At 72.4% G+C, this 25,550-nt stretch carries 24 protein-coding genes and 1 riboswitch; of the genes, 14 read left to right on the top strand and 10 right to left on the bottom strand.

Annotated features, from left to right (window positions below; genetic code table 11):
* Positions 1-167: 167 nt before the first annotated feature.
* From MTF65_RS09505 to MTF65_RS09490, 4 genes are all read left to right on the top strand, one after another.
* Positions 168-1,172 carry a polyprenyl synthetase family protein gene (locus MTF65_RS09505; RefSeq protein WP_243628038.1) on the top strand — a complete coding sequence of 335 codons (1,005 nt, stop codon included), beginning with the start codon at positions 168-170 and terminating at the stop codon, positions 1,170-1,172.
* Positions 1,173-1,300: 128 nt separating this feature from the next.
* Positions 1,301-1,948, top strand: coding sequence for a class I SAM-dependent methyltransferase (locus MTF65_RS09500; RefSeq protein ID WP_243628036.1), 648 nt, complete (start codon positions 1,301-1,303; stop codon positions 1,946-1,948).
* Positions 1,949-2,057: 109 nt separating this feature from the next.
* Complete coding sequence (locus MTF65_RS09495; protein WP_243628034.1) at positions 2,058-3,083, top strand: N-acetylmuramoyl-L-alanine amidase; 1,026 nt, start codon at positions 2,058-2,060, stop codon at positions 3,081-3,083.
* Between the two features lie 138 nt (positions 3,084-3,221).
* Positions 3,222-4,034 (top strand): DUF5336 domain-containing protein, encoded by an 813-nt coding sequence (locus MTF65_RS09490; protein WP_243628033.1) that lies wholly within the window; start codon positions 3,222-3,224, stop codon positions 4,032-4,034.
* Positions 4,035-4,098: 64 nt separating this feature from the next.
* Here MTF65_RS09490 and MTF65_RS09485 read toward each other — a convergent pair whose 3' ends face one another.
* Entirely contained in the window at positions 4,099-5,766 is a 1,668-nt protein-coding gene (locus MTF65_RS09485; RefSeq protein ID WP_243628032.1) for an IS1182 family transposase, read from the bottom strand.
* Between the two features lie 169 nt (positions 5,767-5,935).
* Between MTF65_RS09485 and MTF65_RS09480 the strand changes: the two genes are divergently transcribed.
* Positions 5,936-6,946, top strand: coding sequence for an LLM class F420-dependent oxidoreductase (locus MTF65_RS09480; protein WP_243628030.1), 1,011 nt, complete (start codon positions 5,936-5,938; stop codon positions 6,944-6,946).
* Here MTF65_RS09480 and MTF65_RS09475 read toward each other — a convergent pair.
* The 5 genes from MTF65_RS09475 to MTF65_RS09455 form a co-directional block, all read right to left on the bottom strand.
* Entirely contained in the window at positions 6,943-7,365 is a 423-nt protein-coding gene (locus MTF65_RS09475; protein ID WP_243628028.1) for a hypothetical protein, read from the bottom strand. The two genes, MTF65_RS09480 and MTF65_RS09475, sit on opposite strands and share 4 nt — an antisense overlap.
* A 26-nt stretch (positions 7,366-7,391) precedes the next feature.
* Entirely contained in the window at positions 7,392-8,048 is a 657-nt protein-coding gene (locus tag MTF65_RS09470) for a hypothetical protein (protein ID WP_243628027.1), read from the bottom strand.
* A gap of 112 nt (positions 8,049-8,160) precedes the next feature.
* The gene (locus tag MTF65_RS09465) at positions 8,161-9,243 is read right to left on the bottom strand and encodes a prenyltransferase/squalene oxidase repeat-containing protein (protein ID WP_243628026.1); all 1,083 of its coding nucleotides are present in this window, start codon (positions 9,241-9,243) and stop codon (positions 8,161-8,163) included.
* Positions 9,240-9,974 (bottom strand): class I SAM-dependent methyltransferase, encoded by a 735-nt coding sequence (locus MTF65_RS09460; protein ID WP_243628025.1) that lies wholly within the window; start codon positions 9,972-9,974, stop codon positions 9,240-9,242. The genes MTF65_RS09465 and MTF65_RS09460 overlap by 4 nt, the downstream gene beginning before the upstream one ends.
* A 148-nt stretch (positions 9,975-10,122) precedes the next feature.
* Positions 10,123-11,436 (bottom strand): glycosyltransferase family 4 protein, encoded by a 1,314-nt coding sequence (locus tag MTF65_RS09455; RefSeq protein WP_243628024.1) that lies wholly within the window; start codon positions 11,434-11,436, stop codon positions 10,123-10,125.
* Between the two features lie 240 nt (positions 11,437-11,676).
* On the opposite strand from MTF65_RS09455, the gene MTF65_RS09450 reads away from it, so the two are divergent.
* Together MTF65_RS09450 and MTF65_RS09445 are read left to right on the top strand one after the other, a co-directional pair.
* Complete coding sequence (locus MTF65_RS09450) at positions 11,677-12,306, top strand: TetR family transcriptional regulator (RefSeq protein ID WP_243628023.1); 630 nt, start codon at positions 11,677-11,679, stop codon at positions 12,304-12,306.
* A 247-nt stretch (positions 12,307-12,553) separates the two neighbouring features.
* Positions 12,554-13,792: a S1 family peptidase gene (locus tag MTF65_RS09445; RefSeq protein WP_243628021.1), complete on the top strand. Its 1,239-nt coding sequence runs from the start codon at positions 12,554-12,556 to the stop codon at positions 13,790-13,792.
* A gap of 49 nt (positions 13,793-13,841) precedes the next feature.
* Here MTF65_RS09445 and MTF65_RS09440 read toward each other — a convergent pair whose 3' ends face one another.
* The 4 genes from MTF65_RS09440 to MTF65_RS09425 all read right to left on the bottom strand — a co-directional run bounded on the left by MTF65_RS09440 (position 13,842) and on the right by MTF65_RS09425 (position 16,965).
* The gene (locus MTF65_RS09440; protein ID WP_243628019.1) at positions 13,842-14,624 is read right to left on the bottom strand and encodes a hypothetical protein; all 783 of its coding nucleotides are present in this window, start codon (positions 14,622-14,624) and stop codon (positions 13,842-13,844) included.
* Complete coding sequence (locus MTF65_RS09435; protein ID WP_243628018.1) at positions 14,621-15,142, bottom strand: SigE family RNA polymerase sigma factor; 522 nt, start codon at positions 15,140-15,142, stop codon at positions 14,621-14,623. Before MTF65_RS09435 ends, MTF65_RS09440 begins: the two co-directional genes overlap by 4 nt.
* 117 nt (positions 15,143-15,259) lie before the next feature.
* Positions 15,260-15,493, bottom strand: coding sequence for a ferredoxin (locus tag MTF65_RS09430; protein WP_243628016.1), 234 nt, complete (start codon positions 15,491-15,493; stop codon positions 15,260-15,262).
* Positions 15,493-16,965, bottom strand: coding sequence for an aldehyde dehydrogenase (locus tag MTF65_RS09425; protein ID WP_243628015.1), 1,473 nt, complete (start codon positions 16,963-16,965; stop codon positions 15,493-15,495). The genes MTF65_RS09430 and MTF65_RS09425 overlap by 1 nt, the downstream gene beginning before the upstream one ends.
* Positions 16,966-17,177: 212 nt before the next feature.
* Between MTF65_RS09425 and MTF65_RS09420 the strand changes: the two genes are divergently transcribed.
* The 7 genes from MTF65_RS09420 (at position 17,178) to MTF65_RS09390 (ending at position 25,366) form a co-directional block, all read left to right on the top strand.
* Entirely contained in the window at positions 17,178-18,260 is a 1,083-nt protein-coding gene (locus MTF65_RS09420) for an MBL fold metallo-hydrolase (RefSeq protein ID WP_243628014.1), read from the top strand.
* A gap of 123 nt (positions 18,261-18,383) precedes the next feature.
* Positions 18,384-18,468: riboswitch (cobalamin riboswitch) on the top strand.
* Positions 18,469-18,598: 130 nt separating this feature from the next.
* Entirely contained in the window at positions 18,599-19,840 is a 1,242-nt protein-coding gene (locus MTF65_RS09415) for a prenyltransferase/squalene oxidase repeat-containing protein (RefSeq protein WP_243628013.1), read from the top strand.
* Positions 19,840-20,481, top strand: coding sequence for an SCO2322 family protein (locus MTF65_RS09410; RefSeq protein WP_243628012.1), 642 nt, complete (start codon positions 19,840-19,842; stop codon positions 20,479-20,481). Before MTF65_RS09415 ends, MTF65_RS09410 begins: the two co-directional genes overlap by 1 nt.
* On the top strand, positions 20,478-21,860 hold the full coding sequence (locus MTF65_RS09405; RefSeq protein ID WP_243628011.1) for an energy-coupling factor transporter transmembrane component T: 1,383 nt from the start codon (positions 20,478-20,480) through the stop codon (positions 21,858-21,860). The genes MTF65_RS09410 and MTF65_RS09405 overlap by 4 nt, the downstream gene beginning before the upstream one ends.
* On the top strand, positions 21,857-23,713 hold the full coding sequence (locus MTF65_RS09400; protein WP_243628010.1) for an ABC transporter ATP-binding protein: 1,857 nt from the start codon (positions 21,857-21,859) through the stop codon (positions 23,711-23,713). The genes MTF65_RS09405 and MTF65_RS09400 overlap by 4 nt, the downstream gene beginning before the upstream one ends.
* Positions 23,710-24,606, top strand: a complete 897-nt coding sequence (locus MTF65_RS09395) for an ECF transporter S component (protein ID WP_243628008.1) — start codon at positions 23,710-23,712, stop codon at positions 24,604-24,606. Before MTF65_RS09400 ends, MTF65_RS09395 begins: the two co-directional genes overlap by 4 nt.
* A gap of 316 nt (positions 24,607-24,922) precedes the next feature.
* Entirely contained in the window at positions 24,923-25,366 is a 444-nt protein-coding gene (locus MTF65_RS09390) for a transglycosylase SLT domain-containing protein (protein ID WP_243626623.1), read from the top strand.
* The last annotated feature ends 184 nt before the right edge of the window (positions 25,367-25,550 follow it).

The raw sequence follows: 25,550 nt of genomic DNA, 5'->3' as shown, positions 1-25,550 counted from the left end.
CTAGAACACGTTCCATTCTGACGGAAGGTCAGATCCCTCACCATCCCTCGCCACCGGGAGGCGGAATCAAGACATGGCCGAAAATCGCTCTAGATCACCTTCATGCAGAATGATCGAATCGGTGACGCACCGTCGCCGCCAATTCACTCTCAGAATGGAGTCGACACGTGAGTGGCCTGACATTTGTGGACGTTCACCGGCAAGTCGCCATGGATATCGACGCGGAGATGGAAGTCGCTCTCGATCGGCTCGGCCCGGCGTCGGAAGCGGTCAAAACCGCGGTCGTCAAACTCCTGCGGCATCAGAAATTGAAGCATCCGCTGTCCGTACTGCCCATGCTGGTGCACGCGGTCGAGACGGGCGACCCCCGGCCCGCGACCCCCATATCGGCCCTGCACGTGCTGTGGTGGACGTCGGCCTGCTTTCTCGACGACCTGGCCGACGGGCACGGCACTTCGCTTTCCCCCGGACTCAGCGAAAACGAGGCCATGCTCGCGTCCGTCATCAGCGGAACGATTCTCCCCCTCCAGATCATCCAGTCCCTCCCGGCCCCGGCGCCCGTCCACAGCGCCCTGACGGCCGAGATCGCCACCGGCTGGATCGTCGGCACCGAAGGCCAGCTGAGCGATATCGACGGAAACGCCGAAGGAGCCACGCGGAGTTCGGTGACCACCGCTTACCGCGGCAAGTCCGGCGGGCCGTTCTCAATGATCACCGCAATGGCGGCGATATTGTCCGGGGCGCGGGGCGAGAGAATAACGAAATGGCGCGAGTTCGGTTATGTCTTCGGCATCCTGTGGCAGATGTTCAACGATCAGGAGGACATCCTGTCCGGCCGGGGCGAGGACCTCCTGAACGGCACGGTCACCTATCTGCTCACCTGCGCGCTCGATGACGCCTCACCCGATTCCCGGGAGCACATCCTCACCCTGCACACCGCCGCACGGAATTCCGCGCGGGCGAGGTCGGAGCTCACCCGCGTACTGCTCTCGCCGGAAGTTCTCCACCGGTTCCGTGAGGACCTCCGCGAGTTCCGCGGCGAAGCGTCTCGGATTCTGGATGAACTGGGGGGCGACGGAACGTACTCGGGCGTACTGCGCCGCCTCGTGGACCACTCGGCCCGGATGCTCCTGACGGCCCACCCCGCCCCCGCGGTGGCGGTTTCCGCGTAGAACGGCCCAACGGACGGCCCAACGGACGGCCCTCGGCAGGAGAGCGGGGCCCATCGGGACCCGGACGTGGCGCCCTACCGGACGGTAAGGCAGCATGGGCCCCCACCCGCTGCCCAGGAGGAACCCCCATGGCCCCCGCCACCCCCAAGCCGGAGACCCTCGCCGCCTTCGAGGCCGCCAAGGGCTTCATGCCGGTACGCGAGGGCCTCGCCCTGTACGCGGCCGCCGCCGAGGCGGCGGCCCTCGGGCTGCCCCTCCTGGAGGTCGGCACCTACTGCGGGCGCTCCACCCTGCTGCTCGCCGACGCCGCCCGCGAGGCCGGCGTCGCCGCGATCACCGTCGACCACCACCGCGGCAGCGAGGAGCAGCAGCCGGGCTGGGAGTACCACGACCCCACCGTCGTGGACCCGGAGATCGGCCTGATGGACACCCTCCCGACCTTCCGCCGCACCCTCCACAAGGCGGGCCTGGAGGACCACGTCATCGCGATCGTGGGCCGCTCCCCGCAGGTCGCCGCCACCTGGGGCGGCCCGCTCGGCTTCGTCTTCATCGACGGCGGCCACACCGACGAGCACGCCACCGGAGACTACGAGGGCTGGGCTCCGCACCTCGCCGAGGGCGCCACCCTCGTCATCCACGACGTGTTCCCGGACCCGGCCGACGGCGGCCAGGCCCCGTACCGGATCTACCTCCGCGCCCTGGCCTCCGGCGCCTTCGAGGAGATCTCCGTCACCGACTCGCTCCGCGTGCTGCGCCGCACCGGCTCCGGCATCTGACCGTCGGGGGGCGGGCCCACACCGCAGACACGTGATCCGATAAACACACCACGCCCTCGGATGGCCCACGGTCCGGGCGCCCGGCGGGCAGCCGGTCTAGCATCGCGACGTGCCCTACGACGACAGCCCCCCGCCTCCCGAATCCGCCTCCGCGGTCAGCCCGGACCGCCCCTGGTTCACCCGGCGCCCCACCCTCGCCGTCGCGGTGGCCGCCCTCGCCCCGACCTGTCTGGCCGGGTGGGTGCTCACCCAGGTGCTGACCGGGGCCGGGCCCGACGAGCCCGAGCCGCGGCCGATCGCACTGCCCGCCTCCCACAGCGCCGGCTCCCACACGGCCGGCTCCCACGGCGCCGCGGACGCGAAGCCCAGTACGACCACGCCCTCGCCCGCCTCCCCCGGCACGTCGGCGTCCGCGTCGGCGTCCGCGTCGGCGCCCGCCACGGCGGCCCCGCCCGCCAAGGGCCCGCTGACCGGCCGGACCGTCGTCATCGACCCCGGCCACAACACCGGCAACTTCAAGCACACCTCCGAGATCAACCGGCAGGTGGACATCGGCACCAACCGCAAGGAGTGCGACACCACCGGCACCACCACCAACTCCGGTTACATGGAAGCGGAGTTCACCCTCGACGTGTCCCGCCGGACGCGCACCCTCCTGGAAGCCAAGGGCGCCAAGGTGGTGTTCACCCACGACGCCGACCGCCCCTGGGGCCCCTGCATCGACGAACGGGCCCGGATCGGCAACGAGGCGAACGCGGACGCGGTGGTCTCCGTCCACGCGGACGGCGTCTCCGCCGGAAACCGCGGCTTCCACCTCATCCTCCCGGCCACGGTCAAGGGCGGGGCCGCGGACACCGCGAAGATCGTCGGCCCCTCCCGGACGCTGGGCGAGCGGATCGCCGGGAACTTCGCCCGCAGCACCGGCTCCTCCCCCGCCAACTACCTCGGTGGCGGTACCGGTTTGGTGGTCCGGGACGATCTCGGCGGTCTCAATCTCTCGACCCGCCCCAAGGTGTTCATCGAATGCGGCAACATGCGTGACGCCAAGGACGCGGCGCTGCTGACGAGTCCGGAGTGGCGACAGAAGGCAGCGGAAGGCATCGCGAACGGCATCGTCGGCTTCCTCGGCGGGTAGTCCCACCGGGACCGCCCGCCGCCCCGATCCTCAAGGTCGCGGCAGACGTCCGTACCATGGTGCCGCCCGCCCCGCTCCAGACATGACGCGTGACTGCGGCACCACGAGACGACCGAGACCGAGAAGGACACCGACCAAGTGAATATCCGCTCCCTCACTCGAGGCGACGGCGTGGTGATCGGAGCAGCGGCGCTGCTGTTCATCGCCTCGCTGCTCGACTTCTATTCCGCCGACGGCGTCGACCTGCCCAGCGTGTGGGACACCGACGTCTACCACCTGTCTCTCCCCACGATCTTCCTGACCGCGTTCATCGCGGCCGGCCTGATCGTCGGCTCCCGCTTCCTCCCGGAGGGCCGCAAGCTCGCGGGCCTGCCGCTGTCGGCGTGGGGCACCGTGCTCGCCGTCTCGGCCGTGTGGGCCTCGCTGTGGTCCCTGATCACCTGCCCCAGCACCTTCGACCTGGGCGCCGGCGCGGTCATCTCCTTCCTCGCCACCCTGGCGATGGCCGGTGTGGCGGTCGCGGGTGCGAAGGTTCCCGCGCTCGCCGGCCAGCTGATCCCGGACGCGGCGCCCGCCGCCGTCCCGGCCTACGGCGCCCAGCCGCAGCCCGGCGCCGGCTACGGCTACCCGGGCGGCCAGCAGCCGCAGCCGTACGGGGCCACCCCGCAGCCGGTCCCGCCGTACGGCGGCCAGGCCGCCCCGGAGCCGACCCCGGCCCCGGCCCCGGCGGCCCACGAGGCCCCGGCGGCCGACTTCACCCCGTTCTGGTTCGCGGTCCCGGTGGCCCGCCCCCTCTTCGCGGAGGACGGCTCCCCCACCCCGATCGCCGAACTCGCCCCGGGCACCTGGTACCTGGCGGTGGAACAGCGCGGCCCGGCCACGCTCATCGCCCAGACCCAGGACGGCCGCCGTGGCGTCCTGAACGACACCTCGGGCATCCAGCGCGGCTGACCCCGGCCGACACGGAGCTCCACGGCCCCCCGCCCTTCCGGATGCCGTTGGTTAATTCGGGGGTCTACTTCGCCCCGTCGAGCTTCGGCTCGGCGGGGCGAAGTGCTGCGAAGTGGCTGGTGCGGGTTCGGGCCCTGCGTGTGTCGGTGAGGTGGGCGTCGAGGCGGGCGAGATTGATCGCGGCGCCGGTCAGCTGGTGCTGGAGGCTCGTCTTCGCGAGACCGCGGTAGCGGGATCTGCGCAGGCCGCAGCGCTGGGCGGCCTGGGAGATGGTGCCCTCGACTCCGGCGCGGGTCTTGTATCGCTCCTTCCAGGTGTCGATGTCCTGGTCGGCGCGGGCCTGGCGGAGGGCTTCGTGTTCCTCGCGGGGCCGCAGGGTCAGGCGCCGGCCGACGCTGGAGGTGGTGCACTGCTCGCGGACCGGGCAGGGCCGGCAGTCCCCGCTGTTGAACCGGACCCGGATGACCGGGGTGCCGGCCTGGGAGCGGTCGGGGTTCCAGCGGGTGGTGGCCTTGCCGCCGGGGCAGGTGACCCGTTCGCCCGCCCAGTCGATGGTGAAGTCGTCGCCGGTGAAAGCGCCACCCGAGGCTGCCTGGTGGCTGATGACGGCGGCGGCCGGGCCAGTGAGCGTGATGCCGTACTGGCGGCGGGTACTGACCAGCAGATGCGCGTCGACATATCCGGCGTCGACCAGATGCTCACCGGGCAGACGGCCCGCTTCGGCGAGCCGGGCGTGCACCGTCTCGGTCATCGACATGTCGGAAACCGTCGCCACGGTGGTGGCCACGTTCGTGATCAGGTTCGGGGTGTCCGGCTCACACGTTTCGGTGAGGTGGACCTTGTATCCGTCCCACATGGTGTCCCTTTTGACGCCGACGCGTGCTTCGGTGTCATAGGGCGTGACCAGGCGTGATGCGCCTGGCGGGCGGTCTTTTGGGTCCCGTCGCCTCACCTCGCCCTCCACCAGGTGGAAGTGCTGAACCCACACCTGGCGCAGGATTTCCACCTGCTCAAGCGTCCACAGCCCTTCTGGTGCCGCAGGTGACCGGACGGCCTCAAGTAGCCGCATCCCGTCAGCCCCGATCCGCAGACCGACCTCGTCCCGCTTGGTGCGGGACTTGGGAAACCGGGAGTCCTCGGCCCTGGTCGCGTAGTGCTTGAACCAGTCCGGCTCCGCAGCCTCGCCCAGCCAGTCGGGAGCCGCCTGCGCGAGCGCGTTCAACGCTGAGCGCAGGGTCTCCGCGACCAGCTCCAGCCAGCCCAGCTCACGTGCCGCGGACTGCACGTGCGTGGAGTCGGTCCTTGCCCTGCCCGCCGTCTTGAGCAGCCCGTTCTCCTGGGCCCTGGCCAGGATGCCGTCCATCACCCGCCGCCCGGCATCCGCCTCAACCAGACGGTCCCGGAACTCCGAGAGCACCGAGAAGTCGAACCCCGGATCGCCCAGCTCCAGCGCGAGTGCGTACTTGAAGTCGATCCTGGCCCGGACCGCCTCGGCGGCCTGCCGGTCGGTGAGCCCCTCCACGAACTGCAACACCAGCACGAGCGCCAGCCGGCCCGGCGACCAGGCGGGCTTCCCCCGCGCTGGGAACAGATCCGCGAACTGACCGTCACTGAACAGGCCCCCCAGCTCGTCCCGGATCCGGATCGCCAGACTGCCCTTCGGAAAGGCTGCCCGCGCCACCCGCACTGTCTCTACCGGGACCTCACCAAGATCCCCCGGACGCATCGACACCTGCACCCTCCCCATACGACAACGTCGGTTCCCAAGACCACAACCAGGTCTTGGGAACCGACGTCACGCCAGGCCCCGAATTAACCAACGGCATCCTTCCGGGCGGGGGGCCGTTGCCCTACAGTCACCTGACGCATCGTCAGACATGGCTTCGCGGAGGGGACCGTACATGCGCCTCGGACTCGCACTCGGCTACTGGGGCCGCGGCCCCGACCCGGCCCATCTCGACCTCGCCGCCGAGGCCGAGAGCCTCGGCTACGACTCGGTGTGGACCGCCGAGGCCTGGGGCTCGGACGCCTTCACCCCGCTGACCTGGATCGCCGCGCACACCTCGCGGATCCGCCTCGGCACCGCCATCGCGCAGATGGCCGCCCGCACCCCGACCGCCACCGCCATGCACGCCCTCACCCTCGACCACCTCTCCGGCGGCCGGATGATGCTGGGCCTGGGCCTGTCCGGCCCCCAGGTGGTCGAGGGCTGGTACGGGCGCCCGTTCCCCGCGAGCCCGCTCACCGCGACGCGCGAGTACGTGGACGTCATCCGCCAAGTGCTGCGCCGCGAGGCCCCGGTCGCCCTGGACGGCCGCTTCCACACCCACCCGTACCGCGGCGAGGACGGCACCGGCATCGGCAAGCCGCTCAAGCCGATCACCCACCCGCTGCGGGCGGACCTCCCGCTCCTGCTGGGCGCCGAGGGCCCGAGGAACATCGCCCAGACGACCCGGATCGCGGACGGCTGGCTCCCCCTCTACTGGTCGCCGACCCGCACCGACGTCTACCGGGCCTCGCTGACCGACCTCCCCAAGGGCTTCATGATCGCGCCGATGGCCCGCGCCAAGGTCTGCGACGACGTCGCGGAGGGACTGCTCCCGGTCAAGGCGATGCTCGGCTTCTACATCGGCGGCATGGGCCACGCGGCCCGCAACTTCCACGCCGACCTGATGGCCCGGATGGGCTACGAGGACGAGGCCCGCCGCGTCCAGGAGCTGTTCCTCGCCGGCCGCAGGGAGGAGGCGGTGCTCGCGGTCCCGGACGCGTTCGCCGACGAGATCTCCCTGATCGGACCGCGCGAACGGATCGCCGAGCGCCTGGAGCTGTGGCGCGAGGGCCCGGTCACCGACCTCCTTCTGACCGCCCCGGACCCGCACACCCTGCGCGTCCTGGCCGAGCTCAACAGCTAAGTGGTCTCGGGGGCGTCCTGCGCCGACCGCGGTACGGCGTCCAGCAGCTCCCGCAGGTCCAGGGCCATGACGGCGATCTCCATCGTCGCGCCGTCCGGGTGCGCGAAGGCGACGATGCGGGAGCCGGGGTTGATGGACATGCCCTCCCGCACGGAGGGCGGCCGCACCCCGGTCGCTCGGGCGTCGCTCAGGGCCACCGGCTCACCCCGGTTCGGCACCCAACGGGCCGCGCCCGGCTCGACGTACACTCGGCCGATCCGCCAGCGTCCCTCGCCGGCCGGCCGCCGGGCCATCCCGGGAATCCCGGGCACCGGCGGAGGCGTAGGTACCCGCCGACGGTGTTTGCGGCGCAGCAGCCACCCGGCTCCGGCGGCCGCCACGGCCACGGCCATGACAGCCACGGTCTCGATCTCGATCACGCGACCATTGAAACAGGCCGCCCGGGCTATCCGCCCAGCTGGGAGACGCTCGGGACCTTGTCGGTCACCTCGGCGCCCGCGCTCTTGCCCGCCTCCTTGACGCCGGTGATGACGTCTTGCAGGGAGGAGACGTCGGCATCGCCGGCATCGCCCTTGCGGAGCTTGGTGCCGAGACCCTTGAGGGACTCGATGCCCGCCGTCAGCGGGGCGACCGCCTTCGACAGCAACGGGTCGCCCTTGGCGTTCTCCGCCGCCGCCTTCAGCCGGTTGTACGCGAAGGCGCCCGCCAGGCCCGCCTTGATCAGGGCGAAGGTGCGGCCCTTGGCGCCCTTCTTGAACTTGCCCTCGCGGTACGGCTTGATGATCCACTGGTACGTCGCCCCGGCCGCGAGGCCCGCGTTGGCGACGAAGCGCGTCTTGGCGAACTTCTGCTTCTCGGCGGAGGTGGTCGGTGTGGGCGCGGCCGCGGCCAGTTCATCGGCCTCGGCGGCGGCCGGCTCCGCGGCCGCCAGAGCGGCCAGGTCCGCGACCGCGGCCGTGGAGAGCTCCTCGCCCTGGCCCTGGCTCTGGGCGCCCTGGGTCTGGCCGCTGCCACCGCCGCCACACGCGGTGGCACCGGCGAGCAGCGCGGTGGACAGGACCACCGCCGTCAGCGCGCGGCGGAATCGAAGAGTCGTGGGCATGGGCATGGGCATGGACACGGTTTCCTCCGAGGACTGAGGGATCACCCGCAGCCTCTCCCGGGCCCCCCGGCTGCGCCACGTGGGGGACCCGTTCGGGTTTACTCGGCTTTGCTCAGCCGCAGCAGTCGGGTTCCAGCCCGGCCGGAAGCGAAGTCCCGCCGAACACCTCGGCGGTGGCCTCGTCGCCGCCCAGCGCCGCCACGGCCAGCAGCAGCGACCCGGCCGTCCACGTCGTCTGCTCCACCGGCCACACCGCCTTGTCCTGGAACACGTAGCCGGTCCAGTACATGCCGTTCTCGGCGCGCAGGTGCCCGATCGACCGCAGGATCTCCAGCGCCCGGTCCGACTCCCCCATCGCCCACAGCGCGAGGGCCAGTTCGCAGGACTCCCCGCCCGTCACCCACGGGTTCGGCAGCACGCACCGCACCCCGAGGTCCGGGACGACGAACTCCTCCCACCGCTCCTCGATCCTCGCCTTCGCCTCCGGCCCCGTCAGCGCCCCGCCGAGGACCGGGTAGTACCAGTCCATCGAGTAGCGCGACTTGTCGAGGAAGCGCTCCGGGTGCCGGCGTATCGCATGCCCCAGCGCGCCCGCCGCCAGCTCCCAGTCCGGCTGCGGCTCCTCCCGGTGCTCGGCGATGGCCAGCGCGCAGCGCAGCGCCTGGTGGATGGACGAGGACCCGGTGAGCAGCGCGTCCGTCACGGCCGCCCCGTCCACCTCCCGCTTCCAGCCGATCTCGCCGCCCGGCTGCTGGAGCGCCAGGACGAATTCCACGGCCGCGTACACGGCCGGCCACATCCGGTCCAGGAAGGTGTCGTCGCCGGTGGCGAGGTAGTGGTGCCAGACCCCGACCGCGATGTACGCGACGAAGTTGGTCTCCCGGCCGGCGTCCTGCGGCTCGGCGGTGTCCACCCCGTCCGGCCGGTCGGCGTAGGCCGCGTACCAGGAGCCGTCCTCGTTCTGGTGCCGCGCGAGCCACTCGTACGCCCGCCCGGCCGCCTCGTGTTCGCCCGCCACGTCGAGCGCCATCGCGGCCTCGGTGTGGTCCCACGGGTCCAGGTGGTGCCCGCGGAACCACGGGATGGCCCCGTCCGACCGCTGCGCGGCGAGGATCCCCGCCACCGTCCGGGCCGCCTGCTCCGCGGTCAGTACGCCGTCCAGGACCAGGTGGTCCGTACGCCCGGGCGAGGTCACTGGGCCGCGCTCACGGGGAGATGCGGCTTGGTCGCGTACGCCACGAAGCTCTTGCCGATGACCGGGTTGAGCGCCTGCTCCGCGAGCCGCGTGGCCAGCGGCTTCTTCATGATGTCCCAGACCAGGAGCTTGTGGTACGCCTTCACCGGCAGCACCTTGTCGTTGTCCACGCCGAAGGCGCACTTGAGCCACCAGTACGGGGAGTGCAGCCCGTGCGCGTGGTGCGTGCCGTACGGCTTGAGGCCCGCGGCCTCCATCTTGCCCAGCAGCTCGTCCGCCTTGTAGATGCGGATGTGGCCGCCCTCGACTTCGTGGTACGCGTCGCTGAGCGCCCAGCAGATCTTCTCCGGGCCGTAGCGCGGCACGGTGATGGCGATCCGCCCGCCGGGCTTGAGCACGCGGACCATCTCGGCGAGCACGCCCTTGTCGTCGGGGATGTGCTCCATCACCTCGGAGATGATGACGACGTCGAAGGACTCGTCGGGGAACGGCAGCGCCAGCGCGTCGCCCTCCATGGCGGTGGCCGTGGCGCCGGCCGGGGCCTCGCCGGCCTCCTTCATGGCGGCGAACCACTTGGCGACCTCGCGGATCTCCTCGCCGTTGCGGTCGACGGCGACCACGTGGGCGCCTCTCCGGTAGCACTCGAAGGCGTGACGGCCGGCGCCACAGCCCAGATCGAGCACACGGTCGCCGGCGGCGAGCGGGAACCGGGAGAAATCGACGGTCAGCACGGGGTCCTGCCTTCGCTGTCGCGGGGGGTGAACGGGGTGGCGCTCGGAACGGAGGGGCTTGGAGCGGAGTGGCTTGGAGCGGAGGGACTTGTAGCGGAAGGGCTTGGAACGGAAGGGCTCGGAACGGAGGGCCACATGGGGCGGCAGGTCACCGGCCGGGGCGGGTACGCACGGCCGACTCGACGGCGGCCCGGTAGTGCGCGGCGGTGCCCTCGGCCGCCCGGGCCCAGGTGAAGCGGGCCAGCACCCGCTCGCGACCGGCGGCGCCGAGACGGGCCCGCAGCAGCGGATCGCCGAGCAGCCGGCCCAGGGCCGCGGCGAGCGCGCCCGCGTCGCCGGTCGGCACGGCCAGACAGGTCTCCCCGTCGGGCCCGGCGACCTCGGGGATCGCGCCGCCGGTGGTGGCGACCAGCGGGGTGCCGGTGGCCATGGCCTCGGCCGCCGGCAGCGAGAAACCTTCGTAGAGGGAGGGCACGCAGGCGACCTGCGCGCCGCGGACCAGGTCGACGAGCTGGGCGTCGGTGATGCCCTTGACGAACCGCACCGCGTCCTGGAGGCCGTACGTCTCGATGGCGCGGGCGACCGGTCCGTCCTCGGCGCGCTTGCCGACGACGACGAGGTGGGCGTCGGGCCGCTCGGTGCGCAGCTTCGCGAGCGCCTCGACGAGGTACACGAGGCCCTTGAGCGGCACGTCGGCGCTGGAGGTCGTCACGATCCGCCCCGGCACCTCGGCCACGGACGGATCGGGCGACCACAGATCGGTGTCGGCGCCGATGTGCACGACGTGGACGCGCTCGTCGCGCACGCCCAGGTGCTGGACGATCTCCTGCTTGGAGGTCCCTGAGACGGTCAGCACGGAGGGCAGCCGGCGGGCCACCCGCTCCTGCATGCGCGTGAAGGCGTACCAGCGCCGCACGGACAGCCGCTTCTTGCGGTCCTGGGCGGCGTCCAGCTCCAACTGCCGGTCCACGGTGATCGGGTGGTGGATGGTGGTGACCAGCGGCGCGCCCAGCTGCCCCAACAGGCCATACCCGAGGGTCTGGTTGTCGTGGATGACGTCGAACTCGCCGGCGCGGGCGGCCAGATGGCGCCGGGCTCGCAGCGAGAAGGTCAGCGGCTCGGGGAATCCGCCGGTCCACATGGTGGCGACCTCAAGGGCGTCGATCCAGTCCCGGTACTCGTCGCGCCCCGGCGTACGGAACGGATCGGGGCTGCGGTAGAGGTCCAGACTCGGCAGCTCGGTGAGCGTGGCGCCCGTGTCCAGCACCGGGTAGGGCTGCGCGCCGATGACCTCGACGGAGTGCCCGAGGCGGACGAGCTCGCGGGAGAGGTGCCGGACGTAGACGCCCTGGCCCCCGCAGAACGGGTTCCCCTTATAGGTGAGGAGCGCGATGCGCAGCGGGCCATCGGCGCGCGTGGCGGAACCCGCGAAAGGGCTCGTCACCATGGCCTCTGCGGTCACTCTCGACCCCCTTCTCCCTGCACTTTCGCCGGAGCGTAACCGCTCGCATAATGTAGAACAAGTTTCAGACTTGATCCGTTGAAGAGCATTGAATCTACCGGCCGGAAACCACACCGTAAGAGGCGGAGCGGGTGATTCGCGCCACGACTCCGGCGCCTGACATGCTGGCTCCGGGCCAGCCTGGACCAGTACCCGCGCAGTACCACCGAGGACGCCACGGAACGCCATGGAACGGGACAGATGACAGCGGAAGCGAAGGCCGTCACCACGCCGGCGTCCCCTCCCCTGACGGAGCGCCAGGAGGCGCGCCGCCGCCGGATCCTGCACGCCAGCGCACAGCTGGCCAGCCGGGGCGGCTTCGACGCGGTCCAGATGCGGGAGGTCGCGGAGGCGGCCGGCGTGGCGCTGGGCACCCTGTACCGCTACTTCCCCTCCAAGGTGCACCTGCTCGTCGCGACCATGCAGGACCAGCTCCAGCACATGCACACCACGCTGCGCAAGCGCCCGCCGGCGGGCGAGGAGCCCGCGGCGCGGGTCGCGGAGACCCTGATGCGCGCCTTCCGCGCCCTCCAGCGGGAGCCGCACCTGGCGGACGCGATGGTGCGCGCGCTGACCTTCGCGGACCGCAGCGTGAGCCCCGAGGTGGACACGGTGTCCCGGCTGACCACGGCGATCATCCTGGACGCGATGGGCCTGGACGGCCCGCCGACGGCGGAGCAGCTGTCGGCGGTCCGCGTCATCGAGCACACCTGGCACTCGGCCCTGATCACCTGGCTCTCGGGCCGCGCGTCGATCGCCCAGGTGAAGATCGACATCGAAACGGTCTGCCGCCTGATCGACCTCACGTCCCCGGGCACGAAAACGGCGTGAAGCGCCCGCCTCCTCCCGCCCCTGACGGAACGGGAGGAATCGAGCCGATCGGCTGATTCCCCTCACATCGCGACATTCGCACTCAGGTTCTAATTCCCTTTCTGATCACCTGTCAATTCGGCTAGATTCAAGGCCGGTTGGCGGCGGGGGCCGAGTGGTTGCACTCGATGAGCCACACCACGGGTCCGCCGCGGGCCTTTACGCATGGCCACGCGTCGCCATGCTTCACGATCAACAGGGGGAGTTCGTGAACAGATCTCTGAAGACGGCAATCGGGCTGGGTACGGCCGCGCTGGCGCTGGTCGCCGGGGCGCTCCCGGCATCCTCGGCCCCGCTGGCACACCCCGTACTGACCGACGCCGAAATCGCCGCGCTGACGCCGGCGGACCAGGCGAAGCTGCTGAACCCGCTGCGCGAGCTGGCCAACGCCGCCGACTCCGCGGGCCGGTCCGGGGAGGCCGGCATCTATTCCGGCATAGAGCTCGACGCCAACACGCACACGGTCACCATCTACTTGACCGATCCCGGGCAGAAGCAGAAGTTCCTGGCCGCGGCCAAGAAGGTGGACCCGGAGATCGACACGGGGCTCGCCCGGATCAAGCAGGGAAAGAACACGCGCCAGGCGATGCACGCGGCACGTGATCGCCTGCTCCAGGCGAGGGGGCAGCTCGACGCCGGCATCGAGAGCGTGACGGTGCCGCCGGACGGCAGTGCGCTGCACCTCGGAGTGAAGGATGTCGCGAGCGCACGGCGCAAGCTCGCCTCGCAGCCGGACCCGACGCGCGCCGCGACGTTCGGGGCAGCGGTGGAAACGGTGGTCGAGCCCGCTGTCGGCGGCTCCGACATGTCCCGGCTGAGGGACACCCCCGCCTGGATCGCGGGCGCCGCACTCACCAACACCAGCTGGACCAGTGGCTACGCCTGCACCTCGGGCGTGCCCACGCGACGCAAGTCCGACAACCGTTCGTACTTGATCACCGCGGCGCACTGCTTCTCCGACGGCAACAGTGTGTACACGGGCTGGGAGGGCGGCGGCCGCAACTACATCGGCCAGGTCACCGCGAGGGCCAACCTCTGGGACGCCATCGCCGTCGACACCACCAATACGGGAGTCACCGCCGGGCGGGAGTGGGACGGCCCCGTCAACAACTCCTTCACCCTCGCGCTGACCAGCTCCGCGTACTCGTACAACGGCGACTACGTCTGCCAGGACGGCTACAGCTCGGGCGTCGTGTGCAACATCAAGGTCGTCAACCAGGACAAGTACTGGACGGGAAGCAACGGGGTCGATCACCGGGGCGTCGAGGGGACGCAGGTGAACGGCAGCACGGCCATCAGGGGCGGTGACAGCGGTGGGCTCGTCTTCAGCATCACCGGCAGCACCCGCCAGGCCCGCGGCATCAACAGCTGGGGCGGCGGCTCCACCATCCGGTGGACCGAAGTGATCGACATCTACAACACGTGGGGCTTGCAGCTGGCGCCGTAACGGCGGACCGCGGCTCCCCCGAGTCCTTCCCGGGCTCGGGGGAGCCGCCTCAGCGGGAGAGCGGAGCGCGCACCACGAGCAGTGGCGCGGGGTCCGGCGCGGGCTGTGCGGCAGGGGTCTCGACCGGCTGCCGCAGCACGACGACCACCTCGTAGCCCGCTGGGTCGCTCCACACCTCGGACCACGACGACGACGGGCAGAGCGCGTTGCGCTCGCCCAGTCGCTGGACGTCCGGGCGTCCCGGTTCGAGGTCGACGGGATGCCCGGCCATGTCGACGCCCTGGGGCGAGAGGTCACCGGGCGGGTTGAGCATCGGCCCCCCGCCCCGGATGACGCCGTCCTTGAGGTAGAGCACCTCGATGCTCGCCGGCGGGGTGGAGACGACGGTGCGCCGCGTCTCGGAACGGAGTGACACCGCGATCTCGGGGCCGGCCTGATCGCTCGTCCGCCGGACGGAGCCGAGCTCCAGGGTCAGACCGTCGCGCGTCGAGGCCGCTCCGGACAGGTCGGGGCGCTGGCCGCACACGTACGGGCCGGGTGCCGGAGCGCCGGACGTGCCCGTCGAGGGGGAAGCGCTCACGGCGCCGGTGCCCGCCCCGGATCCGGATCCGGATCCGGCGGCGTCGACGGCCCGCGAAGGACCCCCGTTCCACTGCAGGACGCCGAAAGTGCCCGCGGCCGCCAGCGCCAGAACCGCGCCTCCCTGGACCGTGAAGCGAGCCGTCCGGCGCCGGCGCACTCTACCCGCCACCCGGTCGGTGTCGATGTTCGGCGTTCCGGCGAGTTCCGCCGTCGCGGACAACTGCTCGCGAAGGTCTTCCGGTCCCATCATGACCTCGTGTCTCCCTCAACCTCGGTGCGCGGCGTGTCGAGGGCCGCGCCCAGCCGGGCCAGCGCGTCGCTGAGGTGGCCTTTGACCGTGCCTTCGCTGCAGCTCAGCTGGCTCGCGATGGCGGGCACGGTGCAGTCTTCGTAGTAGCGCAGGACCACACAGGCGCGTTGCCGCGGCGACAGCCCCTTCAGGGCGGCGAGGAGGTCGATCCGCAGCCCCACTCCCTCGCTGTGTTCCGCCACCGCCGTCGGCTGGGCCAGCCGCGGCGTCGCCGTCACGAACCGGGCGCGCCGACGGTGCTGATCGAGGAAGTAGTTCAGCATGGTGCGCCGCACGTAGGCCTCGGCGGCCCCCATGTCCCAGGACGCACGAGGCTGCGCGAAGACCCTGACCAGGGCTTCCTGGACGAGGTCGGCGGCCTCCGCCCGGTCCCCGCTCAGCAGGAAGCCGTAGCGGTTCAAGGCGGAGCCACGGACCTGGACCAGCTCGGTGAGCAGTAGTGACCACTTCTTCGCCATTCGGCTTCGACCCCCTCATGTGATGACACGAACGACGGGACCGTTTCGTTGGGGGGCTCGCCCGGCGAATTCTTGCCCGGGTGGGGTCGCTCTCACGCCTCCGGAGGGAACACCCTCTCACTCCTCCGGAGGGAACACCGGTTCGCCGGTGCTCAGGAGGGTGATCGTGATGGCCTCCACCGGGCAGCCCTCCGCCGCCGTGAGGACCGGTTCGTTCGCGTCCGTCTCCGGGACCGACGGGTGCGACTGCCGCGCCGTGTCCAGGGTGAAGCCGGCCGGGGCGAGGTTCACGCACATGCCCGAGCCGATGCAGACCCCCCGGTCCACCTCCACCTGCCACCGGTCACCCATCACGCACCCGCCTCGGGCGCCTGGTACCCCGCCGGGAGGTGGATCATCTTGTGCTCCAGGTACTCGCTCAGCCCCTCCGGCCCGAACTCGCGCCCGACACCGCTGTTCTTGTAGCCGCCGAACGGCCCGAGCATGTCCAGGCTGAAGGTGTTCACGTTGAACGTGCCCGTGCGGACCCGCCGGGCGAAATCGACGCCGTGCTCCACGTCCCCGGTCCAGACGCTGCCGCTCAGCCCGAACTCCGAGTCGTTCGCGACCCGTACCGCCTCCGCCTCGTCCCCGTACGGGATCAGGCACACGACCGGCCCGAAGATCTCCTCGCGGGCGATCCGCATCGAGTTGTCCACGTCGCCGAAGAGTGTGGGCTCGACGTACCAGCCCCGTTCCAGGCCCGCCGGGCGGCTGCCGCCGGTGAGGACCTTCGCGCCCTCCTCCTGCCCGATCCGGATGTAGTCCAGCGACCGCTGCCGCTGCCGCTTCGCCACCAGCGGCCCGAGCTGCGTCGCCGGGTCCAGCGGGTCGCCGACGACCAGGGCGCCGGCCGCCGCCGCGAGGGCCTCGGCGACCTCCTCGTACCGGCTGCGCGGCGCGAGCACCCGGGTCTGGGCCACGCACGCCTGCCCGTTGTTCATCCAGGCCGCCGGAACGATCCCGGCGATGGTCGCCTCCAGGTCGGCGTCCGGCAGGATCACCGCCGCCGATTTGCCGCCGAGTTCCAGGGTGACGCGGGTCAGGTTGCGCGCGGCGACCTCCATCACGCGCCGGCCGGCCGCGACCGAGCCGGTGAAGGCGACCTTGTCGATGCCGGGGTGGCCGACCAGGTACTCGCTGACCTCCCGGTCGGCGGGCAGGATCGACAGCACGCCCTCCGGCAGCCCGGCCTCCGTGGCGATGTCGGCCAGGATGTACGAGTCCAGCGGGGACTCCGGGGACGGCTTGAGGATCACCGCCGACCCGGACAGCAGCGCGGGCGCCAGCTTGGCGGCGGCCACGAACTGCGGGACGTTCCACGGGATGACGGCGGCGACCACGCCCACCGGCTCCCGGCGGACCAGGATCGGCCCGAGCACTCCCTGGCGGTACTCCTCGTACGGGTAGGCGCGCGCGACCGTGATCGCGGCGTCGTAGACCATCATCGGGCCGAGCGCCTGGGCGAGGACGCTCCAGGAGTACGGGGACCCGTTCTGGGAGCTGATCGAACGGGCGATCTCCTCGTGGCGGACGGCGATGGCGTCCTTGATCCGGGTGACGACGGCGATCCGCTCGTCCAGGGACATCCGGGGCCAGGGCCCCTCGTCGAAGGCCTTGCGCGCGACGGCGACGGCGCGGTCGACATCGCCCTTCGAGGCGTGCGGGACGCTGCCGATGACCTGCTCGGTGTGGGGGGAGACGACCTGGATGGTGTCGGTGCCCAGCGGATCCGTCCACTCCCCGCCGATGAACAGCTGTCCGTGTTCCACGAGCTCGGTCATGGCTGATGCCTCCTGCGGCCTGTGCGGATACCCGAATGACCCTGACGATCCTGACGATGCCTCAGAACTGATACCAGTTCTAGTTCCAGGAGTCCACGGCTCGGACGGAACAGCGCGGAAGATCCGGTGACTAGCCAGAAGGCCCGATAGATGGTCGACTTGGGCTACTACTGGAACAAGTTCTCGTTCGCGCGCGCAGACAGGGGGCCCTCATGCCGGAGGACAGGTCAGAGGACACGCCGGAAGACACGCCGCACGTCACCGACCACGGCGGAGGCGTGTGGGGCATCAAGGTCCCCATCCCCGACAACCCGCTCGGACACACCCTCGTCCACGTCCTCGACACCGAAAGCGGTCCGGTCCTCATCGACACCGGCTGGGACGACCCCGCCTCGTGGGACACCCTCGTCGCCGGCCTCGGCGTCCTCGGGATCGGGATCGCCGACGTCCACGGCGTCGTCATCACCCACCACCACCCCGACCACCACGGCCTGTCCGGCCAGGTCCGGGAGGCCTCCGGCGCCTGGATCGCCATGCACGCCGCCGACACCGAGGTCGTCGTACGGACCCGCTCCGCGGAACCCGGCGTCTGGTTCGACTACATGAGCGGAAAACTGGCCGCCGCCGGAGCCCCGGAAGCCCACATCGCACCCCTGCGCGCCGCCCGCGCGAGCGGCCGCACGAGAACGCTCCCCGGCCTGCGGCCCGCCGTCCCCGACCGGGAGATCGTCCCCGGCGAGCTGCTCCCCCTCGCCGGGCGCCGGCTCCGCGCGATCTGGACCCCGGGCCATACCCCCGGCCACGTCTGCCTGCACCTGGAGGAGAAGCACCCGGCGGACCTGCCCGGCAACGGCCGGCTCTTCTCCGGGGACCACCTGCTGCCCGGGATCTCCCCGCACATCGGCCTGTACGAGGCCCCGGACGAAAACGGGGTCACCCGCGTCACCGACCCCCTCGGCGACTACCTCGACTCCCTCGAACGCGTGGGCCGCCTCCGCCCGGCGGAGGTGCTCCCCGCGCACCAGCACGCCTTCACCGACGCCCCGGCCCGGGTCCGCGAGCTGCTGGGGCACCACGAGGAACGGCTGACCGGGCTGTGGGAGCTGCTGGCCGAGCCGCTGACCCCGTGGGGACTGGCGGAGCGGATGGAGTGGAACCGGCCCTGGGAGCAGATCCCGTACGGCTCCCGCAACATCGCCGTCTCGGAAGCGGAAGCCCACCTGCGGCGGCTGGTGAAACAGGGCCGGGCGGAGGCGGTCCCGGGCAGCGACCCGGTGACGTACCGGGCGCTGTAAGGGGCGGTGTAAGGGGGCGCTGTAAGTGGGGCGATGCAGGCGCTGCACAGGGCGTGGGGGCCGGACGCCGCCCCCGGCCCGTGAGCTACGGGCCGGTACAGTGAGCGCGTCGTCCACACTCCGTACGGGGGAAGCCGGTGGGAATCCGGCGCTGACCCGCAACCGTGACCCGGCCCCGCACCCAGGCGGCCGGGGAGCCGGATCGCCCCGTACCGAAGTGCGCGGCTCGTGCCGCCGGGTCCTCCGGCGGCCGGCACCGTCGAGGTAAACGGGGCCGGAGCCCGGTACCCGCGCGTGCCTGTCTCCCGCTCCCCTGCACGAGAGGCACCCGCCCCGCCATGAACGTTCGCCGCAGCGCAGCCGCGCTCGCCGCCTCCGCCGTGCTCTGTGCGGTCGCCGCGCCCGCGGCCCTCGCCGCGCCCTCCCCCTCGCCGGCCCCGGTCATACCCTCCGGCCTCTACGGCAAGAACGACCCGACGTACGACGGTGTGTGGCGGCAGTCCTTCGCCCTGCTCGCGCAGCGCACGGTCGGCGTCAGGCCCGCCAAGGAGGCCGTCGACTGGCTCGTGGGCCAGCAGTGCGCCGACGGCGGCTTCGCATCCTTCCGCGCCGACGCGGCGAAGGCGTGCGACGCGACGACGATGCTCGACACCAACGCCACCGCGATGGCCGTGCAGGCGCTCAAGGCGCTGGGCGGTCAGGACGCGGCGGTGAAGAAGAGCGCCGACTGGCTGAAGTCCGTCCAGAACGAGGACGGCGGCTGGAGCTACAACCCCGGCTCCCCGAGCGAGGGCAGCTCCACCTCCCTGGTCATCAGCGCGCTGGCCGTGGCGGGCGAGAAGCCGGCCGACGTGAAGTCGAAGGCGGGCACGTCCGCGTACGAGGGCCTGCTCAAATTCCAGCTGGGCTGTTCCGCCGAGCCGGCCGGCGACCGCGGCGCCTTCGGGTACCAAGCGGCGGACGGCAAGCTGCCGGCCAACGCGGACGCGACGGCCGCCGCGGCGCTGGCCGCCCTCGGCAAGGGCGCGGTCGTCTCGCCGTCCGCTACGGACACCCCCGCCGCCGCGCTGGTCTGCCCGGCGGGCGCCGGCGACGTGACGGCGGCGGCTCAGGGCGCGGTCGGCTACCTGGCGGAGGCGCTCAAGAAGAACAGCCACCTCACCGCCGTCACCCCGGGCGCGGACCAGCCGACCCCGGACACCGGCAACACCGCCGACGCGGTGATCGCCCTGGCGGCGGCCGGGCACAAGCAGTCGGCGGCGAGCGCGCTGGAGTGGCTGAAGGCCAACTCGGCGGAGTGGTCCAAGGGCAACCCGGCGGCCCTCGGCACCCTGATCCTCACGGCGCACGCGACGGGCGCCGACCCGAAGTCCTTCGGCGGCACCGACCTAGTCGCCGCGCTGAACGCGACGGGCCCGGCCCCGCAGGCGAGCCCGTCGCCGAAGGCGACGGGCGAGGGGATCGTGATGAGGGACGACGGCTCCGGCCAGGGCATCTGGTGGATCATCGGCGCGGGCGCTGCGGCCGGCATCGGCATCGGCATCCTGCTGAGCGGCCGCCGGAAGAAGAACCAGCCCTGATGCGCCGGCTGACCCCTCTGATCCTGGCGTTCGGAATCCTGCTCACCGTGGTGGCGGCCACCCCGGCATCGGCCTCGACCTACCGCTACTGGTCGTTCTGGGACGGCTCGGGGGGCCAGTGGGCGTACGCCTCGCTCGGCCCCTCGATGGCCCGCCCGGCCGACGGCTCGGCCTGGGGTTTCCGCTTCGCGGTGAGCAAGGACGCCGGGGACGAGGGGGCGCGGCCGCGCGCCGAGGCCGACTTCGGGGCGATCTGCGCCGCGACCCCGGCTGCGGAGGGCAGGAAGCGGGTGGCCGTGGTCATCGACTTCGGTACCGCCTCGGACGCCCCGGGCGGCGAGACCCCGCCGCAGGACACCGCGCGCACGGCCTGCGCCCAGGTCGGCCCGGACGCCACGGTGGCCGAGGCGCTGGCGGAGGTGGCGAAGCCGCTGCGCTACAACAGCGCGGCGCTGCTGTGCGCGATCTCGGGGTACCCGAAGCAGGGCTGCGGCGAACCGCTCGCGGACGCGGAGCCCCAGCCTTCGGCCGCGCCGAGCGGTGACGGCGGCCCATCGGCGGGCCTGCTGGCCGGCATCGCGGCGGTAGCCGCCCTGGCCACGGCCGCAGTCTGGCAATCCCGCCGCCGCCACACCCGATGACCCCGCCCCCCGAGTCCCCCCGCCCCCCGGCGAACCGGACATGCACCGGCGGTGCCAGCCCGGCACCTACGGACGCGCCAAGCCCGACGAACCCGGCCGCCGCCACGAACCCCGGCCCGGCCGACCCGGTAACCGCCGGCCAGGCGAGCCGGCACGCCACCCACCGGCCCGCGGCCGACGTCGCGGCCCCGGCCGGGGGAGGCCCCGCCGGGGCGACGGATCGCCCGCACCGGTCGACGTACAAAAAACGCACCGCCCCCGAGGCCCGCCGCGGCAACGCCCTGCACGCCGGTGCCTGGTGGCTCTGGGCCCTGGGCCTCGCGACGGCCGCCTCCCGCACCACCAACCCCCTCCTCCTCGGCCTGATCATCGGCGTCGCCGGATACGTGGTCGCCGCCCGCCGCACCGACGCCCCCTGGGCGCGTTCGTACGGCGCCTTCATCCGGCTCGGCCTCGTCGTGATCGGCCTGCGCCTCGTCTTCTCCGCGCTGCTCGGCTCCCCCATCCCCGGCTCGCACACCCTCTTCACCCTCCCCGAGGTCCCGCTGCCCGCCTGGGCGCAGGGGGTCCGGTTCGGCGGCCGGGTCACCGCCGAGCAGCTGGTCTTCGCCTTCTACGACGGCGCCAAGCTGGCCGCCCTCCTCATCTGCGTCGGCGCCGCCAACGCCCTCGCCAACCCGGCCCGGCTCCTCAAATCGCTCCCGGCGGCCCTCTACGAGGCGGGCGTCGCGGTGGTCGTCGCCATGACCTTCGCGCCGAACATGGTCGCGGACGTGGTCCGCCTGCGCACCGCCCGCCGGCTGCGCGGCCGCCCCACCGGCGGGGTGAAGGCCATCCTCCAGATCGGCCTCCCGGTCCTGGAGGGCGCCCTCGAACGCTCCGTCGCCGTCGCCGCCTCGATGGACGCCCGCGGCTACGGCCGGACCGCGCGGGTCCCGCCCGCCGTCCGGCACACCACCAACGTCCTCACCCTCGGCGGTCTCCTCGGCATGTGCGCCGGCACGTACGGCCTGCTGGCCGCCGAGGGCGCCGCGTACGGCCTTCCGGTGCTCGCCATCGGCCTCGTCCTGGCCCTCGCGGGCCTGCGCCTCGGCGGCGCCCGCAGCATCCGCACCCGCTACCGGCCCGACCGCTGGGGCCCGCGCGCCTGGCTCGTCTCCGGGTCGGGAGCGGCCGTCGCGGCCCTGCTGATCTACGCGGGCACGGTAGACCCGGAGGGGCTGCGGCCCGGCGTGGTGCCGCTGGTGGCCCCCGGGCTGCCGCTGTGGCCCGCCGCCGCGATCCTCATCGGCCTGCTCCCCGCCTTCGTGGCACCCGCACCGCCGGCGGCACCCGTACCGCCCACACCACCCACACCGCCCAAGGAGACGTCGCAGTGATCCGCTTCGAGCAGGTCTCGGTGACCTACGACGGCGCCCCGGCCCCCTCCCTCCGCGCCGCGGACTTCGTCCTCCCGGAGGGCGAGCTGACGCTCCTGGTCGGCCCCTCGGGCGTCGGCAAGTCCACTCTGCTCGGGGCGGTCTCGGGCCTGGTCCCGCATTTCACCGGGGGCACCCTCCGGGGCCGGGTCACGGTGGCGGGCCGCGACACGCGCACCCACAGGCCGCGCGAGCTCGCGGACGTGGTCGGCACCGTCGGCCAGGACCCGCTCGCGCACTTCGTGACGGACGTGGTCGAGGACGAGTTGGCGTACGGCATGGAATCCCTCGGCCTGGCCCCGGCCGTCATGCGCCGCCGGGTCGAGGAGACCCTGGATCTCCTGGGCCTGAACGAACTCCGCGACCGCCCCATCGCCACCCTCTCCGGGGGCCAGCAGCAGCGTGTGGCGATCGGCTCCGTCCTCACCCCGCACCCCCGGGTGCTGGTACTGGACGAACCCACCTCGGCGCTGGACCCGGCGGCGGCGGAGGAGGTCCTGGCGGTCCTCCAGCGGCTGGTCCACGATCTCGGCACGACGGTGCTGATGGCGGAACACCGCCTGGAGCGCGTGGTCCAGTACGCGGACCAGGTCCTGCTCCTCCCCGCCCCGGGCGCGGCGCCGGTGCTCGGGACTCCGGCGGAGATCATGGCCCTCTCCCCGGTCCATCCCCCGGTGGTCGCCCTGGGCCGCCTCGCGGGCTGGTCCCCGCTCCCCCTCTCAGTCCGCGACGCCCGCCGCCGCGCCACCCCCCTCCGCTCCACCCTCGCACCCCGGACGCCGACGGCCGTGCCAAACCCAGCCCCGCCGGCCCATCCAGCCCCGCCGGCCCATTCAGCCTCGCCGGCGTTTGAGGCGCGGGGGTCCGGGGGCGGAGCCCCCCACGCGGCGGAGCCGCATATTCGGTTCGCCGGGAAGGGGCGGGGTGGGGAAGCGGCTCCGCGCAGCGGCACCGCCACCCCCCGGCCCAGTGTCTGGAAGCGGCTCCGCCGCAAGCCCACCCCCGCCCAGTCCACAGCGGCAGCGACAGCGGCCGAGGTCACCAACCTCTCGGTCCGCCGCGCCCGCGCCGAGGTGCTGCACGGCATCGACCTCACCGTCACCCCCGGCGAAACCATCGCCCTCATGGGCCGCAACGGCGCCGGCAAGTCCACCCTGCTCAACACCCTCGTCGGCACGGTCGAGCCCACCACCGGCCAGGTGACCGTCGGCGGCCGCACCCCCCACCGCACCCCGCCCCCCGAAATGATCCGCCGCGTCGGCCTCGTCCCCCAGGAGCCCCGCGACCTCCTCTACGCCGACACGGTCGCCGCCGAATGCGCCGCCGCCGACTCCGACGCCGGTCAGGCGCCGGGGACCTGCCGGGCCCTCGTCAGCGCCCTGCTCCCCGACGTCCCCGACGACACCCACCCCCGCGACCTCTCCGAAGGCCAGCGCCTGGCCCTCGCCCTCGCCCTGGTCCTCACCGGCCGCCCCGCCCTCCTTCTCCTCGACGAGCCCACCCGCGGCCTGGACTACGCCGCCAAGGCCCGCCTGATCGAGATCCTGCGCGCTCTCGCCGCCGACGGACACGCGATCGTCCTCGCGACCCACGACGTGGAGCTCGCCGCGGAGCTGGCCCACCGCGTCGTCATCCTGGCCGGCGGCGAGATCGTCGCCGACGGTCCGACCGCCGAGGTCGTGGTGTCCTCACCCGCCTTCGCACCCCAGGTGGCCAAGATCCTGGCGCCGGGCCACTGGCTCACGGTGTCCCAGGTCGCACACGCCCTGACCGCCACCGCCACCGCCACCACCCCCGACGGGGCAACCCCATGACCCCCACCCACGCCACCCACGCCACCCGCCGTACCCGGCCCACCCGCCGTACCCGCCCCACCCGCCCCATCCGTATCGGCCCCCGCGCCGCCGCCGCCCTCGTCCTCGTCACCCTCATCGGCATCGCCGCCTTCGGCTGGCCCCTCCTCGCCGACCGCCAGTCCGGCCTCGCCCACTCCCAGGACGCCCCCTGGCTCTTCGCGGCGCTGCTCCCCCTCCTCGTCGCCGTCGTCGTCGCCACCATCGCGGACGACGGCATGGACGCGAAGGCGGTGGCGATGCTCGGCGTGCTCGCCGCCGTCGGCGCCGCCCTCAGACCCCTCGGCGCCGGGACCGCCGGCCTGGAGCCCATGTTCTTCCTGATGGTGCTCAGCGGTCGCGTCCTCGGACCCGGCTTCGGCTTCGTCCTCGGCTCCGTCACGATGTTCGCCTCCGCTCTGCTGACCGGCGGGGTCGGCCCGTGGATGCCGTTCCAGATGCTGGCCATGGGCTGGTTCTCGCTGGGTGCGGGGCTGCTGCCCGGCCCCGACCGGATCCGCGGCCGGGCCGAACTGGCGATGCTCGCGGCGTACGGGTTCCTCGGCTCCTTCGCGTACGGCACGGTCATGAACCTCCAGGGCTGGGTGCTGCTGCAGGGCATGGGCCAGGGGGTCTCCTTCCATCCGGGGGACCCGGTTCCGGCGAATCTCGCGCGCTTCCTCGCGTACTGCCTGGCGACCTCGGTGGGCTGGGACCTGGGCCGGGCGGCGCTGACCGTCGTACTGACCCTCGCGCTGGGCGCCACTGTGCTGAAGGCGCTGCGGCGGGCGACTCGGAAAGCGGCGTTCGACGCCCCCGTTTCCTTCGATTCAGGGGTGAGAGTGGCCCAGGACACACACCCAAAAGGGGTATGAACGGCAACGGAACGTGACATCCGGGGCGCCTCCCAGTGAGGCGTCCCATAGGACCCAGGTCACATACGACCCAGGACCGTAGACCTCAAACGCCCCGTTCCCACCCCCCGCAACCCGCGTCCCACCTGCACCAACGCCGGCGGCACCGCCGAGGCGCGGCGGGACCCCGGCTGCGACCCCCACTAGTAGGAGGGCTCGTTGCCAGACGCTCGGCGGCCTGTCTAACTGGTGATGTCGCCACGGCGGCAGGGGTGCTTCACCCCCCCGCCCGACGAACCCCTCTCCTCCGCGTGAGTGGCTCACGCATGTCTTCGGCATGCCCGCGACGGTCCTTGTTCCCTGTGAAAGGTTTTCCGTGTCCAACGCAGTCATCCGCCGCATCGCCGCTTCGAAGAAGACCCTCGCGGGCACCGTCCTCGCCCTGGGCGTCGCCGGTTCCATGCTTGCCGCGGTTCCCGCGCAGGCCGCCCCGACGGGTGCGAAGGCGATCGCTCAGCAGATGATCAAGGACCCGGCCCAGTTCGCAGCCTTCGACAAGATCATCTCTCACGAGAGCGGCTGGGACCACACCGCCACGAACGCCTCCTCCGGCGCCTACGGCCTGGTCCAGGCCCTGCCCGCGTCCAAGATGTCCTCCGCGGGCTCGGACTGGAAGACCAACCCGGCCACCCAGATCAAGTGGGGCCTGGACTACATGAACGAGCGCTACGGCAGCCCGGTCGGCGCCTGGAACTTCTGGCAGGCCAACCACTGGTACTAAGCCACCAGCGGTAAGCAGACGCCGGAGCGCCCCCGCCCCCACGGCGCAGCGCACCTCAGCACGCATGCGAAGGCCCCGGTGGCCGACCTCCCCAGGTCGGCCACCGGGGCCTTCGGCTTCCCATCCCACAGGGTCTTCGAACGCACCGGAACAGCGGCTTCAGCGGCTTCAGCGGCTCGCCAGC

Origin of the sequence: Streptomyces sp. APSN-46.1 (assembly GCF_022815725.1) — a bacterium.
Lineage (GTDB): Bacteria > Actinomycetota > Actinomycetes > Streptomycetales > Streptomycetaceae > Streptomyces.
Note: the sequence above shows the minus strand (reverse complement) of the source record. Positions and strands in the feature narration are given on the sequence as shown.